At 43.4% G+C, this 15,708-nt stretch carries 14 protein-coding genes; 6 read left to right on the top strand and 8 right to left on the bottom strand.

Going from position 1 to position 15,708, the window contains the following annotated elements; all coding sequences use genetic code 11:
• Nucleotides 1-369: 369 nt before the first annotated feature.
• The 3 genes from FKN08_RS09315 to FKN08_RS09305 all read right to left on the bottom strand — a co-directional run bounded on the left by FKN08_RS09315 (nucleotide 370) and on the right by FKN08_RS09305 (nucleotide 3,414).
• Nucleotides 370-1,734, bottom strand: coding sequence for a YjiH family protein (locus FKN08_RS09315; protein WP_031780191.1), 1,365 nt, complete (start codon nucleotides 1,732-1,734; stop codon nucleotides 370-372).
• A gap of 454 nt (nucleotides 1,735-2,188) precedes the next feature.
• Nucleotides 2,189-2,860 (bottom strand): YoaK family protein, encoded by a 672-nt coding sequence (locus tag FKN08_RS09310; RefSeq protein WP_005391213.1) that lies wholly within the window; start codon nucleotides 2,858-2,860, stop codon nucleotides 2,189-2,191.
• A 152-nt stretch (nucleotides 2,861-3,012) separates the two neighbouring features.
• On the bottom strand, nucleotides 3,013-3,414 hold the full coding sequence (locus FKN08_RS09305) for a GFA family protein (RefSeq protein ID WP_012842460.1): 402 nt from the start codon (nucleotides 3,412-3,414) through the stop codon (nucleotides 3,013-3,015).
• 202 nt (nucleotides 3,415-3,616) lie between these two features.
• Here FKN08_RS09305 and FKN08_RS09300 point away from each other — a divergent pair, with 202 nt between their 5' ends.
• Together FKN08_RS09300 and FKN08_RS09295 are read left to right on the top strand one after the other, a co-directional pair.
• A complete protein-coding gene (locus tag FKN08_RS09300; protein ID WP_150917873.1) occupies nucleotides 3,617-4,246 on the top strand; it encodes a hypothetical protein in 630 nt (209 codons plus the stop codon).
• Nucleotides 4,247-4,369: 123 nt separating this feature from the next.
• Nucleotides 4,370-5,653: a peptidoglycan DD-metalloendopeptidase family protein gene (locus FKN08_RS09295; RefSeq protein ID WP_074189911.1), complete on the top strand. Its 1,284-nt coding sequence runs from the start codon at nucleotides 4,370-4,372 to the stop codon at nucleotides 5,651-5,653.
• A 107-nt stretch (nucleotides 5,654-5,760) separates the two neighbouring features.
• Here FKN08_RS09295 and FKN08_RS09290 read toward each other — a convergent pair whose 3' ends face one another.
• On the bottom strand, nucleotides 5,761-7,581 hold the full coding sequence (locus FKN08_RS09290) for a GGDEF domain-containing phosphodiesterase (RefSeq protein ID WP_170891950.1): 1,821 nt from the start codon (nucleotides 7,579-7,581) through the stop codon (nucleotides 5,761-5,763).
• Between the two features lie 183 nt (nucleotides 7,582-7,764).
• Nucleotides 7,765-8,652 (bottom strand): LysR family transcriptional regulator, encoded by an 888-nt coding sequence (locus FKN08_RS09285; protein WP_005391202.1) that lies wholly within the window; start codon nucleotides 8,650-8,652, stop codon nucleotides 7,765-7,767.
• A 105-nt stretch (nucleotides 8,653-8,757) separates the two neighbouring features.
• Between FKN08_RS09285 and FKN08_RS09280 the strand changes: the two genes are divergently transcribed.
• From FKN08_RS09280 to FKN08_RS23910, 3 genes are all read left to right on the top strand, one after another.
• Complete coding sequence (locus FKN08_RS09280; protein ID WP_170891948.1) at nucleotides 8,758-9,951, top strand: multidrug effflux MFS transporter; 1,194 nt, start codon at nucleotides 8,758-8,760, stop codon at nucleotides 9,949-9,951.
• Nucleotides 9,952-10,128: 177 nt separating this feature from the next.
• Nucleotides 10,129-10,476: a hypothetical protein gene (locus FKN08_RS09275; RefSeq protein ID WP_005391198.1), complete on the top strand. Its 348-nt coding sequence runs from the start codon at nucleotides 10,129-10,131 to the stop codon at nucleotides 10,474-10,476.
• 133 nt (nucleotides 10,477-10,609) lie between these two features.
• Nucleotides 10,610-10,744: a hypothetical protein gene (locus tag FKN08_RS23910; RefSeq protein ID WP_005391196.1), complete on the top strand. Its 135-nt coding sequence runs from the start codon at nucleotides 10,610-10,612 to the stop codon at nucleotides 10,742-10,744.
• 126 nt (nucleotides 10,745-10,870) lie between these two features.
• Here the strand turns inward: FKN08_RS23910 and FKN08_RS09270 are convergent, their stop codons facing one another.
• The 3 genes from FKN08_RS09270 to FKN08_RS09260 form a co-directional block, all read right to left on the bottom strand.
• Complete coding sequence (locus FKN08_RS09270) at nucleotides 10,871-11,485, bottom strand: glutaredoxin (protein WP_053809571.1); 615 nt, start codon at nucleotides 11,483-11,485, stop codon at nucleotides 10,871-10,873.
• Between the two features lie 44 nt (nucleotides 11,486-11,529).
• The gene (locus FKN08_RS09265) at nucleotides 11,530-12,387 is read right to left on the bottom strand and encodes a DMT family transporter (RefSeq protein WP_053809570.1); all 858 of its coding nucleotides are present in this window, start codon (nucleotides 12,385-12,387) and stop codon (nucleotides 11,530-11,532) included.
• Between the two features lie 465 nt (nucleotides 12,388-12,852).
• Nucleotides 12,853-13,830, bottom strand: coding sequence for a porin (locus tag FKN08_RS09260; protein ID WP_046873714.1), 978 nt, complete (start codon nucleotides 13,828-13,830; stop codon nucleotides 12,853-12,855).
• Between the two features lie 610 nt (nucleotides 13,831-14,440).
• Here FKN08_RS09260 and FKN08_RS09255 point away from each other — a divergent pair.
• The gene (locus tag FKN08_RS09255) at nucleotides 14,441-15,499 is read left to right on the top strand and encodes a porin (RefSeq protein WP_170891946.1); all 1,059 of its coding nucleotides are present in this window, start codon (nucleotides 14,441-14,443) and stop codon (nucleotides 15,497-15,499) included.
• Nucleotides 15,500-15,708 lie beyond the last annotated feature (209 nt).

Raw genomic sequence — 15,708 nt, 5'->3', positions numbered from 1 at the left:
AACCTATTGTGTTTGGTTATCTTTTTTATCGACATCTTTGTCAAAAACATGAGTCTATTTGTTGTCTTTTTTAACCAAATTTAAACAAAACGGTAAGTTACGACAAAAACCGTGAGTTTGATCAGGTTTGTGCGCTCTGTTAATGAAAGCGTCATAATGAAAAGAATTGTGTAAAGCATAGTGTTTCAGGTTGGCGTTATTGGTGAGATGAGAGCGACTTAACTGTCGTAAAAGGGGGCGTGATTGGAGCTGTTCGTTGTAAGTTATGAGCGTTTGCTAATTAAGTGATCTGAATAGAGCTGTAGATAGAGTTTTAGACATAAAAAAGGCCCCGACAATGCGGAGCCTTTGTTGATTGATGCTTTGATTTTAGAAAATCAGATGAGCAACACCAGCAATCACAGGTAATGTGATTAGCGTACGCAGAATGAAAATAACGAACAGTTCTACAATGTTTACTGGAATTTTGCTGCCTAGTAGTAGGGCGCCAACTTCTGACATGTAGATAAGCTGAGTTACTGACATTGCTGCAATAACAAAACGTGTCATTTCATTATCAATTGATGCCGCTAAAATTGCCGGGATAAACATATCCGCAAAGCCAACAACAATAGTCTGTGATGCGGCGACAGCTTCTGGGATTTGCAGTAGCTCTAGGTATGGAATGAATGGCTGACCTAGAATTTCAAATACAGGAGTGTACTCTGCAATCACTAATGCCACGGTACCTAGACCCATAACCACAGGCAGTACACCAAACACCATGTCGATTGCGTTATGTACGCCTTCTTTAAATACAGACTGAACAGATGTTACCTGACCCGCGCGCTTAAGTGCTAGATCCATACCCCATGAGAATGTGGTGTGGCCTTCTGGTACGGCGTCAGCATCTTTATCTGGGTTGCTGCCATCAATGTAACGATCTTTCTTCAGGCTTAGCGGCGGTAAGCGAGGAATGATAACCGCAGCGACAATACCTGCTAAACAGATTGCGCCGTAGAAAGGTAGGAACAGATGCTCTAACTGTACCTGAGCGATAACCACTAAGCTAAACGTGATCGATACTGCTGAGAACGTTGTCCCGACAACAGCGGCTTCACGCTGAGTATAGAATTTATTTTCGTACTGTTTGCTGGTTAGCAAGATACCAACACTGCCGTCGCCTAACCAAGACGCCATACAGTCAATTGCGCTACGTCCAGGCAGGTTGAATACCGGGCGCATTATTTTACTCAGTAATGCGCCAAACAGCTCAAGAAGACCAAAGTTCAGAAGAAGCGGAAGGAGTAGGCCCGCAAAAATGAACACCGCAAACAAAGTTGGTAGAAGACCGGTAAGAACAAGGCCACCTGTGTTTTCTTCCCAAATCGCTTTTGGACCCACTTGGAAGAATGTCATTAATACGGCTGCACCGCCGATTAAGCGAACAATAAGCCAAAGCGGCGATGGATTGAAAAGACCGTTTAAAAATCCATTACGTAAAATCGCTGCAGGCTTGAAAATTTTGCAAAGAACAGAAGCTACTGCCATGAAAGCGATGATACTGGTGACGATAGCGATCAAGGTATCGCCTAATACTGCCGGGATGACTTTTGCCATAACCGCAACAGGGATAGTTAGGCCGCCATCGTATGAGATCGGAGCCATAAAGAGTAGAAGACCGATTAGGGAAGGGATGAAAAACATCCAAAAGTTGCCCTTAGGAGCTTCAGTAGCATTAGTGGTGTTATGCATAGTTGTCTCGTGTTACTACTAGTCAATACTTGCCATTTCCATGACATAAATATTCACTAAACATCCGTATTTAATCACAGTTTTGCGGAGGGTACCCGCAAACTGCATCCATTGCAATACTATTCATTAAATACATCTAGTTATTCAGCCGATTTGTCGGGTAATTGGTCAAATAACGTATAAGTGTATACGAATATGTTGCTTGTGTTAGAAAATTGTAGCATGGAGCGCGAGCAGCGCAGAGAATTATGGGGCGCATTGTGACTGGAATAATAAAACGGTAAACAAATGTGACTTTGATCTAACTAACTTTTTACCTGAAGCCCTGTTAGCCCTAGCTGTTATAAGGTTTTTAGCTGCGTTACAACACGATAAAACGTTTATTATGATGTGCAGTGGTGAGATAGTTGAGCTATAACCGATTGAAGCATTCGGCCTCAATCGGTTCGAGATTTTATGCTTTTTGTTGGCGACTAAGCACGTAAAGGTAACTCCAGTAGATCAGAGCCGTAGCGAAAGCCAATATTGCAGGGAAGACGAGCGTATATAATCCATATACCACGAATAGTGCGGCTCCTGCGACACCGCCAAGCAAGAATCCGAAGAAAATGAATAGGAATAGCTTTGCTTTACGTCGATCAAATTGACGACCTCTTAAGCTTTCTCCAATCATAATCCCCAGATCGGTGATGATTCCAGTCATATGTGTGGTTCTGACTACTGCGCCGCTGAATGTAGTGATCATTGCGTTTTGTAATCCACATGCTGCTGACGCTAGATATTGGCCGTACAAATCCCCTTGCACCAAAAAGCCCAAACTGAGTAGGAGCAAGCTCCCTTCTATGCACAGTGCAACACCATATCTTCGCCCTAGTTTTAACGCACTGCTCTCAATAAAAAAGCCGCTAAAGGCAGCACCGATCAAAAAGCTAAATACGATGAAGAGCAGGTGAATGGAGCTATCCACACCTGTTAGCAAGCTGTTCCCTAGCTGAGTTACGGTTCCCGAAAGATGTGTTATCGCTTGATGTTGAAAGCCGAGAAGACCAACGGCATTGACGCAGCCCGCGAGAAGGGCAAGTAGAAACGCGCCATATTCCACCCAACGAGGAAGTCTGGAAATCACAATAAAACCCCACCAAATGTTAGGAGCCGATTATAACGCTCACACCGCGTTACGAAACCCCTTACAGTAAAACTCGGTTGATCATTCTCAAAAAAATCTCATTTATAGAGCTTTTGCGTTGACCGTGATAACGACATAGAGGGGGATTTCCCCTACCTGATGTGTTCCATTGTACATTCGAAACTCACCCATCCATGTTTCCTCTGTTCATAGATTGAAACCGTTGGTTGGTGGAACTCTTTATCAGTAAAAAGACCGACGGGAATGATCATGATTTCAGGAAATGTAGAGACCAATAAGCGCATTGTCGTGCCGCAAGAAGGGCAAAACTCATACTGAACCTCGCTGCCATCATCCCCCATTCGCGTATAGCAGGTGACCTCACCGTTTAAAGTTACGTGCTCTTTATCAAAGCGAGCCTGTACCCCAAACACACTGCCTGTCCGCTTTTGGCATTCAAAACAATGGCAGACAGACGTACGGATGGGTTCTCCCTTACAACGGAGCTCAACTAAACCGCAGGCGCATTCGCATGTATGAATGGTTGTTGTCATCGTGATTACCTATTCTTCCCAATACACCAATGAATTTGGAACACTGAGAGCAGTGTCAGTGGCCAGTTATGAAATCTGGGCTTGAAAATCATTTGGATACAGTCAGTTTAGTTTAATTTTGAAACACTTGAAGGGATGAAATCATTTGGGTATACAATGCTATACTCGCTTTTCATTTATACCTTTAAACAAGGAAGTCTTCATGGCTCACAAAAGAATCCTGCCGATACCACTTATTCTTCTTATTCCGATCGTATTATTGGTCGTGGTTGTGATCGCGGGTGTTTATCGCTTTAGTTTGTCTGATGAAGAGATCATGGCTAAGTTCCCTCAAACGGAAGCAGAAACCAATGTTATTGTGCAAGAGACGCTGGGAATTACTTCACGCAACCCATGGACGATTCAAGTACCAGAGCAGGGAGCGGTCACTTTTCTTGATGAGTGGGATAAAGAAAACGGCTATTTGATAGGCGATTATGATGCAGGTGCGACAAAAGGTCAGGTACTTGTTCCAACTGCGTTTATTAGTCAACGTGAGATTGAGAGTGTTTCATGGATTGCTGCACCGATGATTGTAACGACACAAGGTAGCGGTTCGTTTAACTATGTTGGCTTGTTTAAGTTTGACCCCGTGCCGAGCCGAGTTGTCCTTTTAGACAGTATTTTTGTCGGTGACCGCGTTAAATTTACCCAAATTACATGGGAAAGTGATGCCATTATCGCGCTTTCATATTTAGCGCATGGTGACGATCAAGCAATGGCAGATACGCCAAATCAATTAAATTCATCCACATTAAAGCGTGTAGGGAATAACTTACATATGCAACAGTGATGCATTTTTTTGAGTTCTGTAAAAATTCAGTGTTTTCTGCGCTAGATCTCGAAATTTCATAGTGATTTCTTATACGGGAATGCATAAGCTATGAGCCTTGTTTGAAAGGAGATAGTAATTCCCGTGTCTACAAATGAAATTACAAGACGGTTGCCGAATCTGACAAGTCGTAGAGCGCTGCTGTTATACTCCTTGCCAGTTTTAGTTGCGATTGGTGTTTCTCACTCTCTCAAAGAGTCATCTTTAACCAAAACCATCGCATTGAACCTGCCTGAATCTCAGGTCGTTGAAAAAATTCTTGATGCGACAACTGCCGAAGTTGTCACTCCCCCGAACTTCGAATATCAAATCCAAGCTGGTGACAACCTAAGCACTATTTTTAGCCAGCTCGGTTTCGGTTACAGCTCGTTAATGAAAGTAATGGAAACGGATTTGAACTACCTTGCACTTGATACACTAAAGCCGGGCAATACGCTCCGTTTTTGGCGTGATGATGCGACAGGCGAGTTAGAGAAAATGGAACTGCAATTTTCTATTGCAGATAAAGTGGTCTACCAACTAAATAGTGATGGTAGCTATGACTTTACCGATATCTCGATTCCTGGCGTGTGGCGCCAAGAACCATTGGTTGGTGTTATTCAAGGCAGTTTCTCTTCTTCTGCAAGTCGATTAGGTCTAACGTCGGCAGAAGTGAGTCAAGTTGTGAGCTTACTCAAAGAGCAACTCAACTTTGGGCGTGATCTTCGTGCAGGTGATCGATTTGAAGTCGTTCGTCGTTCGCAAAGCATCAATGGTGTGCCAACGGGCAAGAACGAAATTGAGGCGATTAAGATCTACAATCGCGGACGTGAAATCACAGCTTACCTTCATACCGATGGTCAATTCTACAATGCCAAAGGCGAAAGCTTGCAGCGCGCATTCCAGCGTTATCCTGTAAGTAGCCGTTGGCGTATCAGTTCTGGCTTCAATCCCAATCGTTTACATCCAGTAACGGGGCGTGTCGCACCGCACAACGGTACTGACTTTGCCGTGCCAACCGGTACACCAGTCGTTTCTACTGGTGACGGTACAGTAATCATGACTCGTAAACACCCTTATGCGGGTAACTACGTGGTTGTTGAGCACGGCAGCAAATACAAAACCCGTTACTTACACCTAAGTAAGATCCTGGTTAAGAAAGGGCAAAAGGTTTCTCGAGGCCAGCGTATCGGTCTTTCCGGTAAAACAGGTCGAGTGACAGGGCCACACCTTCACTATGAATTGATTGAATACGGCCGTCCAGTTAACGCTATGCGAGCAAACATCCCAATGGCGAGCTCTGTTCCTAAGAAAGAGATGGCAACCTTTGTCGCGAACAGAGATGAAATGGATAAGCTATTACGCGATAAAGAGAAAGCAGTGCTGTAACAAAGTACTTCGCTCAAAAAATAACAAGAGACTAAGCATAGCTTGGTCTCTTTTACTTTGTGCATTAACTAGATTTACATTCCATGACCGTCGCTTGTTTAGAGCTCTTAGGCGCTCCGCACTTCACGTTCATTTATCAGGTGTACGATTTCATCAACACTGTGCGGGCGAGAGTAGAAATAGCCTTGAATGTAGTGGCAGCCCATTTCAATTAACTTTTGTAGTGCTCTATCGTCTTCTACGCCTTCGGCAATCAAATCCACATCAAGCAGTTCTGCCAATTGCGCTATCAAAAACACCACTTGTTCAGAGGTTGTATTTGAGAGCATGTTTTGAACGAAGGTTGCATCGATTTTAATGCTATCAATCGGATAATTGTGTATGTAGTTCAAGCTTGAGTATCCCGTACCAAAATCATCCAACGCGACTTTAAAACCTAAGTACCGCAATGAGTTAAGTACCATCTGTTCACGGCCACTTTGCGAGAGTAAAACGGTCTCGGTGAGCTCTATAACAAAGTCTTTTGCTTCATGCCGATACTTTTCAACCATGTTAGTTAGGTGGTTAATATAGCGGTTAGAGTCGACCAGCTCATACGCAGAGCAATTGATAGAGAGTTTAACTTTGTATCCTAAGTTGGCTTCTAGCTCTTGTTTTGCGATACATGCGAGTTCAATAATACGTTCACCCAACTCGATAATCAGGCCTGATTGTTCGGCAGCTTCAATGAATTCCGCAGGGGAGATGTTTCCGTAAACATTGCTGTTCCAGCGGGCTAGGATTTCAAAGTAATTCCAGCGATCGCTTGTGATATCTACGATTGGCTGAACAACGACATACAACTCTTCGCTATCATGTATGTCAGCGCTTAGTTGAATGCGCATGGCTTCAATAAGCTGCGTTCTACGGTGATAAAGGGCGCTAAGATGTGTGTCGTAATGCTGAATTCGTGTATCGCGATGTTTTTTACAGTCTTTGAGAGCGAGGCTAGCATTCAAAATCAGCTCATCACTGTTCAACATATGTACTGGTGCGCGCGCGATACCAATACTAACAGTGAAAGAAATTCGGTTAGATTTGTCGCTGTAGCCGCTTTCAATTTTGTCGAGTACTTCCTGACACACGGCGACAGGATCTTCGTCGTAAGTAATGAAGGCGAATTCATCTCCTGCGACACGAAAAGCGTTGTTTGGCGATGACAAGCTTTGTTGAATGGCGTTCGCCGTAAACTTAATGATTTGGTCGCCGATGTAGTTTCCGTTGATATCATTGATCGATTTAAAGTTATCGATGTCTAGGTAAGCCAAACTGAATGGACGAGTGGCCTGTTGCGTCAATGTCTCCAAGGTATCAGCTAAGCAGCTACGGTTGAGCAGCCCAGTTAGGTTATCATGCGATACTTCATAGCTAAGCTGATTAAGAAGCTTATCTGAACGTTCACTGACCCACTTTTCACGTAAGCTGTGAATAATGACATTGGCATAAAAGCGGTGGAAGTCGAGGATATCTTGCGCTTCCTTAGCGTGGATGCTTCGGGTAAAGGTGGACAATAAAATTCCCAGAACCTCGCCATTTTGTGTCTTTAATGGCAGACCAATGTAAGCTTGAATACCATCCTCTTGAAACATCTGATCTTCAGGAAAGCGTTTGTAAACTTGGTCCTGATAGAAAATATGTTCGCCAATGTCTTTTGCCACTTTTTCACAGGGGGTGCCTGAAAGGTGGTAGCTTAGATTGTCTGTAATTTTTCCATTGCTAGCGAAGGAGATGGTATGAGCCGCATGTTGAAGATGCGCAACTTCTACAACGCAAGTGCAATGGCTCTGCAATTGTTGATGAATATCTAACGTGACTCGGTTTAGCTGAGCCGTGCCGTTTAGCTTCAATATTTCATCAATTTTGTGGAAACTGATTTGTACCTGACCCATTGAGCATTTCACCTAGCGTTGTGATTACCATATCGTGTGAGACACGAAGAGTTATTATTTGATATGCATCAAATAAACTATCGGTTACTAAGGCGAATTTTTCAAATTTTGTGAACGAACAAATCATTATTTTCATGTTTTTATGCTTGAACCTTTTAAAGGTATAGCGATAAAAACGCTAAGCTAGGCGCGCTTCTCCTCTTCTAATCGCGATTTGAGATAATCGAGGAACAGCTTAGTTCGGGTATGCTGATAATCCAGCTTTGGATAGTAGGCATATACAGTGGCTTTATCCGCTGTGATATCGGGCAAGATAGGCACTAAAGCTCCGGATTTGAGATCATCTTTGATCATGACGTTATTCGTCATCAGAATACCCATGCCTCTTTTGGCACCATGAAACAGCGCTTCTGGGTTGGTCGTGGCAAAGTTACCGGACAAGCTGATACGTTTGCCTCGATTGGTTTTGATTTCTCGTGAGGGCTTTTCACCCCAAATCAGGACATTATGCTCTGTCAGATCCTCAACGCATTGTGGGGTGCCATATTTTTTTAGGTAACTAGGCGCAGCGTAAAACTGGGCTTTATGTTCGAAAAGCGCAGTGGCTTTGAAACTCAGAGAGTTCAGTTGCTCTAATTCCCGGCTAATAAACAGGTCTAAGCTTAGCTCTGGCAATTGGCCTGGTAGCGTTGTCGTTAATTGAAGCGTGATGTCTGGATATTTCTCAAGGAAATCATCTAGGTAATGCACCAAAAACTTAGAACCAACCGCCAGTGTCGCGCCAATTTTCAATAACCCCGCTGGTGATTGATTGACTGAGCGAGTTTCATCTAATACTGATTGCCATGAATCCAACTGATTTTTTGCTCGTTGATAAAACAGCGCACCAGCTTCGGTTTGGCTAATAGAGCGGGTCGTGCGTTTAAGTAGCTGAACGCCAATTTTATCTTCTAGCCATTGAACTCGCTTACTGATAGCTGAGCTGGTGGTATTGAGTTTTCGCGCTGCGGCATTAAAGCTACCTTCTTCGACCACACGAATATAACTCTTCACGCTTTGAATCCAGTCCATTGTGTCTCCTTGGGAATTAATTCCTTTCCAACTTAGCTGATTATCATCTTTGAGTATCAAATATACACTGTTTGCCATCAATCTGTCACAAAGTAGGAGGAACGTTTGCGTAAAACACCATTGTTATTAGCGATGATGATCATTGCCACAGGCCAAGTTGGCGTTAGTATTTATCTTCCCTCTTTGCCATTGATTGGTCATGACTTGAATTTGCCGCAACATTCGATTCAGAATCTCGTCACACTATTTCTCGTTGGCTTCGGTATCTCTCAGCTGTTTTATGGCCCATTGTCTGATGCGATTGGTCGTCGACCAGTGTTTATTCTGGGCCAAAGTGTGTACCTAGTTGGTACGGTTATGTGTATCGCGTTTTCGGACAACATTATTGCTCTTGAAGCGGGGCGGTTACTTCAAGGTTTGGGAGCGGGCAGTGCCTCGGTGCTTGGTCGCTCCGTATTGCGTGACAGTTATGACGGTATGCAATTAACCAAAGCGCTATCTTATATTTCAGTAACTGCTTCTGTGATGCCAATTATTGCTCCACTGTTTGGTGGCTGGATTGCTTTTCACCTGAGTTGGCATGCTGTCTTTGTGTTTGTGCTGATTTACTTAATGGCTATTTTTACGCTTGGTTTATTGGTGCTGCCAGAAACGCTGCCTTACCCGAAGCGAAAATTTAAAGTAGGCCAAGTAAGCGCGAACTATTTGCGTCTGTTAACGAATACTCAAGTGATTGGTAGTGCGAGCTACAACTGGCTTAGTTATTTATCGGCTCTGGTCACGCTCTCCTTGTATCCATTTTTAATGCAACAAGAGTTAGGCTTAACGGCGGCAGATTACGGTTCTTTGATGATCATACCGTCAGTTGGTTTGCTGACGGGTAGCTTGGTGCTTAATTTGATCAACGCTCGTTACAAAGCTCAGCAAATCTTGCTGATGAGTTTCGCGATTGTTGCTATTGCTGGCTTCATGTTGTTGGTTACACCCTTCAGTGTATTTTCATTACTAGTGGCATTTACGTGTTTAAGTTTTGCCCAAGGCATGTCGTTTCCGGTATCAATTAGTTTGTTGCTGTCGCCACATAAGCAACAGGCCGGAGCGGTTTCTGCGCTATCTGGAGCAATTCAAATGTGTTTAGCCGGGTTGTTTGGCGGATACTTGGTAGATTCTTGGGTCACGAATCAAAACCAGCTTGGGGTGTTTTATTTGTTTATTGCGTTACTTTCTTGCTGTGTGCTTGCATTGAGTCAATTTCGTAAAGTACCCAAAGGGACGATTCAAGCAGAAACTTCCACCTGAATATACTTGCAACGAAAGAGGCAGCTTTCTAAAATGCGCTGCTAAATTAAGTCAGGATCATTGTGTATATTGAATGACTCAGTTTGAGAGGAAGAGGGCAATGCCTGATGCTCCTCTCAGCTTGGGGATACCTTTCTGCCCAAATGACTATCCGATCTCTAATCGTTAGGTGAAAGAATGCAACAAAACGAATTTGAAACACTGGTAAAAGAAATTACTCAGCAAGAAAGCATGCCAAAGGCACTCGAAGTCTTGAAGGCGTGTGAGGAAGAAGAAGTTGCACAAGCGGCACAATCCCTAACGGGTCAGTTTGGTCTTGCAGAAGTTGATGGCGAGAAACGTATTTACCATATTACCACTCAAGAAGACGAGTCCGGAGAAGAGCAAGAATACGTGGAGCACGTCATGAATGAAGGCGATCACTTGATCAAATTTGCTGCGTGGTTCTTTGAAACATTCTTTGAAATCAAACAGAAAGATACGTACGTCGCAGCGGGTAAAACATACCAGCAACCTAAGCGATAGGCGCCCGTTTCGAAAAAGTAATCAGAACTAACCTGAAAGTTAATTACAAAATAAATGTGACGACAGTCTTGTTTTTATCTAATTGTGGTGTAAAATTACAACATAGTTAAGTCAATACATTCAGGAGAAGGTCATGGGTAACGAACTTGGTGGTGCTTATATTGGCCAGATGATTGCAAAAGACGCGATGCACAAAGCGCTTTACGGTAAAGCGAAGAAGAAAAAAGCTTCTGTTTTTGCTCGTGTTATGAAAAAACTGGCGAAATAATTTAAAAAGCCCTGATTGAAGAATCAGGGCTTTTTGCTTTTATCTGTCTTGTTTTTAGTGGCAGCCTACATATTGAACAACATTGGTAAACCACTACTCAAAGACGGATGGCATTTGAATCAAACGCTAAGCGGATTGGCTTGGTATCTCCACGACATTATTAGGCACTTTATCTAGCCCCTTTGCTGCTAACCACTTTTCTAAATCGTCAGCGCCTCCAACATACTTTCCATCCAACCAGATCTGCGGCACTGTTACCGGCGTTTTTTCTCCAATGATGGCTTTTACTTCGGGGATCATGCGATACAAAGCGGCGCTGTCTTTAACCACGTCATGATACTCGTATTGAACACCAGCATCGTCAAGTAGTTGTTTCGCTTTGACACAGTAAGGGCAGGTGGCTTTACCATAAACAATGTTGCCTTTTAGCTCATCGCGTTTGACCCATTCAGCGATAACTGATTGCACAAGCACGCCCCGGTTTAGCGCTTCTCCTTGGCTGACCACTTTTCCTTCGACAATAAGAATCGGTGCATGCCAGGCCCCTGCTTTTAATGGTTCCCACCAATGTGATAACCAATCTTTTACTTCCAGTTCAACGGGGACATCAGCGAGTTCGTTTTTAAAAGTATCCGTCAAAATATCTTTAGTTAACGTACATTCACCACAAGGAATATTGACTTTGAATGGACCCCAACTACCAGCCCAGCGGTACAGTGTAATTTTGATTGGTTGACTCATATGGTGTTCCTCATTTCCTTTCCTGAAAATATAGAACCTTGAAATTAGACTTTTCTTTCAACTAGCTTTGTCTTTTTCGATTCCCAGTGCGTAATAAACGCAATGGAGGCAATAATAATCGCGGCGCCTAGCCATAAACGACCAGGTGGTACCCAGCCAAACACCAACCAGCCAGCAACGACATTCAAAGGCAGTTTTGCGTGATCAAATGGTTGCACAAACGAGGCGTCTGCAACTGCGTACGCTTTAACGATAGCCCATTGAGCGAGTGCTGTAAGCGCGCCTGCGGCTAAAAGTACGCCCCATATCGTCCAGGTATTTGGCATCGTAAATGTCGGTATTGCCAATAAGATATTAAACGGCGTTATCAGCAGTAATAAATAGACAACCATGGTTGAGGGCGGATCGTTGACCGACATTTTCTTTACCATCAGAGAATACGCTGCCCAGAAAAATGCGGCGCCAACAGGAAGCAGGGTCGCCCATGTAAATGAATCTGCCCACGGCTCAAGAATGATCATAGCACCAACAAACCCTGTTAATGTTGCTAACCAGCGTGCAGTACCTACTTTCTCTTTGAGTAACAAGCCAGATCCAACCGTTGCAAATAATGGAGAGGTCATCAGAAGCGCAATGCCTTGCCAAATCGGAACTGGATAAGCGAGTGCCCAAAGCCAAAGCTGAATCCCGATAACAGAGAGAAAAATACGGAAGGCATGCCAACCAAAGTGTTGGGTTCTTAGTGAGCGTCTAATTCCAAGTGTACGCAGATAGGGCAGAATGACAAATAAGGCAATAGCGTATTGGAATAATGCGAATGTGGTGGAAGAGACACCAAAGTTGATGCTAGCAATTTGGGCGAAGCTGTTCACTATGGCGAATGCCAAGCCAGCTGTTAGCATCCAGGACGCACCTTGAACAGGATGATGATTCAATTGAAAAATTCCAGTTTGATAGAGGTGGCGGGATCATACGTCCTATTGTTTTTCGCGCCAATAAAAAAATGCCTCCCAGAGGGAGGCGACATTACCAATTCAAAGGACGTGCCTGTTATAACAGGTACAAAGAACGAGAAGCACAAACGCTGCCATGCATTTGCATAAATAATATTGCAGAACGCGTGCCAATTTTTATCTATTTGATTTTAATTGTCTTTTTATTTTAGTTCGGTTGGCTATTAGGAGAAATGCACTAACTTAGTGACAAATCGCATTAAAAGAGGGCAGAGGCAGGAGTCACTACGCTCGTTTTTCATTGCTGAGCGACGTTTGGATAGTGTGAAAATTTATCGAGTTATCTTGGGTTACACAAAAAAATGGCCAGCAAGCATGCTGGCCAATTGGACTCGCTCTTAGGACAAGAGTGAATTAGAAATCGTAACGTACGCCTAGACGTAGTGTGTCTTCACCTTGAACCACTTTCACTTTACCATCTACTACATCCTTCTTTTCATCGAGTTGGTTGATGTAGTAAGACAGGTAAGTACGGAAGTTACTGTTTAGTTTGTAGTAACCAACAAGCTCGATACCTTCAACGGTGTCGTACTTTGAACTGTTGTCTGGATCATTCTCTTGAGCTGTGTATAGCGCAGCAAGTGTCACTTTGCTTGCTACTTTGTAGCTTGCGACTAGCTCGTAAGCCGTAAAGTCTTCAGCGTCAGTCAGGGAACCTTGAGAATAAGTACCTGCTAGGTATAGGTTATCCATCGAGTAGGCGATACCACCTAGAATTTGATCTTCAGAGTTGTCTTTATTTACGTCGCCACCAGAATATGCAAGACCAAAGTCGAGGCCCATTGGTAGTGAGTACATTCCAGAGATGCCGTATTTATCTTCGTTATCGCTAGAGTTTGCTTGGTAGGTTGCTTGCAGTTGTAGCGCATCAAACGCACCACGGTATGCGAAAACGCTGTCTTGCTTATCAGAAGACGAATCGATAACTTGCTGAACACCAGAGAACTCAGTGATATCCGTCATGTCAGAGATGATGACTGCAGCCATGTCTTGACGACCTACAGAGAAAGCACCGATATCAGAGTCGACACCTGCATACATGTAGCGGTTTTTGAATTCACTCTTGCCCGTTTTTTGCTCGGCTTCGTAAACACCGAATGCAGAAAGGCCATTGCCGATGTCCGTTTTACCTTTTAGATTAAGACGAGCGCGGCTTTTATCTTCCATTGAGCCTTCAACTTCAGCACCACCTGAACCGATGAAGTCACCACGGAACTCAACGCGGCCGCCAACTTTTAATTCAGTACCGTCGTTTTTGTATACTGTTGCTGCGAATGATGGTGCTGATACCAATGCTGTAAGAATTGCAGTAGTTAGTGCTGCCTTTTTCATTTTCTTATTACCCTAGTTGTAATCGATGGGCTTTCTTGCCCGATGTGTTGATGACGCTAAGGTAAACCCTGAAAATGAAAGATAGATTTCTGTTAAGTTATGATTTGATTGCACTTTTATTGCTGGCGAGAATAAGTGCCCCTTCTTATATCTCTTATAAAAAGAAAGGTTTTATCTTTTTTGAGGTTTTTCTGCCTTCTATTGGGGACCGTGCTTTTTTCAAAAAGTTCCTGAACCTATTTTTGTTCCAAAATGTAAGTAAATATTTCATTTTGACGGGAAAGTTATTTTCAAAAGTTGGGGTTCATCAAGTATTTGTGAGCACTATCTCGTTAAAGCATTTCTTTTTGTAAGGTTTTTACGCCTGGATTTTTTTTCGGATAAGTAAACGTTTGCTTTTTAGTTTTTTGCTGAGAATTTTTCACTCGGTTATCAGGAACTAATCAAATAAAGTGTCGGCAGTTGTTACACAAAGGTAAATCCATTCTGGCGGAAAAGATGCCCCAGAGGGCCTTTGTATTCCTTTCTGTGTTCATCATTTCGTTTTACGAAAGTGAATCAGAGCTGGGTCTAAAACTGACTAACCAACTAATAAGTAATGGATTTAGAAATGAATAAAAAATTATTAGCAGCGGCAATCGCAGCAGCAACTTTCGGCACTCAAGCAGTGGCAGTGGAACTTTATAATAACGATGGCACAACATTTTCGATGGGCGGCCACGTTTCTGTTAACTTAAATGGTTCAGAGCAAGGTGACACGGATGTTGGTACTAACTCTCCTCGTATCAATATCTCTGCGACACAAGATTTAGGCAATGGCTTCACCGCAGACGCACGTGGTGAATGGGCTCTAAACTACTTAGATGGCGGTGAAGAGTCGTTTAAAACTCGTCTAGGTTACTTAGGTTTAACACATGAGGTTTACGGTCGTGCAGTAGGTGGTACGCAATGGTCACCTTACTATGATGTAGCAGGCATCGCGGATATGCCAATTGCGTTTGCGAATGACTTCATTTACGACGATCACGGAAACCTAGGCACAGGTCGTGCGGATAAAATGCTGTCTTATCGAAATGGCTTTGATTTAGGCGAAGCAGGTGCGATTAACGTTGGTCTTGGATGGCAAGGCGCAAATGATGAATACACGCGTAACGACGCAGGTACTATCACTGGTGGTCTTAAATACGATGACCGCATGCAAGTTGCGCTTTCTTACGCAATCATGGGCGCGAAAATTGGCTACTCATACAACGGTGGTGACTTCCAACACCCTGCTTACACAGGTAAACACACCGCGGAATCACATGTTGTGTCTGCATCTTACGGCGCTTACGGCCAAGGTCTGTTCCTTGCCGCGGTATATGGTTCAAATGAAAATATGAACTTCAGTGTAAATGGCGACCGTTTGGCGGAAAGTGATGCGTACGAAGCGATCATCGCATACGCTCTAGCGAACAGCTTAAACTTGAGCGTTAACTACGAGATGGTTGAAGGTAAAGAGTTCAAAAACTCTAAAACAGAAACCGCTCGTGAGGAAATGGCACTGCAGGCAGAGTACAACTTCACGCCTAAATTTGTTGGTTACGCGGGTTACCAGTTTGACCTAAATGATGACCATGCTCGTGAAACTGATGACAAATGGGCGATAGGTGCTCGTTACTACCTATAATAGGATTTAGCGAGAACAATCATTCACCCTTATTGATTTAAAGCCAGCCTCGTGCTGGCTTTTTTGTCTATTTGTTTTGCAAATACCGTGATGTTTCAATTAGATGATACAAAACTCAAAACGGGGTGAATGTCTTATTTTTCACACTAGAGGATGGGATTTAGTGTCGTTAAGTCAATAGGTTAGATTATGATGAGGTTTTTGTTTTG

Origin of the sequence: Vibrio sp. 1-2 (7-a) (assembly GCF_013048515.1) — a bacterium.
Lineage (GTDB): Bacteria > Pseudomonadota > Gammaproteobacteria > Enterobacterales > Vibrionaceae > Vibrio > Vibrio diabolicus.
This window is presented reverse-complemented; position numbering and strand designations above follow the sequence as displayed.

Coding starts and splice junctions, on each gene's coding strand:
- FKN08_RS09315 (WP_031780191.1), bottom strand. CDS start 1,734: ATGCATAACACCACTAATGCTACTGAAGCTCCTAAGGGCAACTTTTGG.
- FKN08_RS09305 (WP_012842460.1), bottom strand. CDS start 3,414: ATGACAACAACCATTCATACATGCGAATGCGCCTGCGGTTTAGTTGAG.
- FKN08_RS09300 (WP_150917873.1), top strand. CDS start 3,617: ATGGCTCACAAAAGAATCCTGCCGATACCACTTATTCTTCTTATTCCG.
- FKN08_RS09290 (WP_170891950.1), bottom strand. CDS start 7,581: ATGGGTCAGGTACAAATCAGTTTCCACAAAATTGATGAAATATTGAAG.
- FKN08_RS09285 (WP_005391202.1), bottom strand. CDS start 8,652: ATGGACTGGATTCAAAGCGTGAAGAGTTATATTCGTGTGGTCGAAGAA.
- FKN08_RS09275 (WP_005391198.1), top strand. CDS start 10,129: ATGCAACAAAACGAATTTGAAACACTGGTAAAAGAAATTACTCAGCAA.
- FKN08_RS23910 (WP_005391196.1), top strand. CDS start 10,610: ATGGGTAACGAACTTGGTGGTGCTTATATTGGCCAGATGATTGCAAAA.
- FKN08_RS09270 (WP_053809571.1), bottom strand. CDS start 11,485: ATGAGTCAACCAATCAAAATTACACTGTACCGCTGGGCTGGTAGTTGG.
- FKN08_RS09265 (WP_053809570.1), bottom strand. CDS start 12,387: ATGCTAACAGCTGGCTTGGCATTCGCCATAGTGAACAGCTTCGCCCAA.
- FKN08_RS09260 (WP_046873714.1), bottom strand. CDS start 13,830: ATGAAAAAGGCAGCACTAACTACTGCAATTCTTACAGCATTGGTATCA.
- FKN08_RS09255 (WP_170891946.1), top strand. CDS start 14,441: ATGAATAAAAAATTATTAGCAGCGGCAATCGCAGCAGCAACTTTCGGC.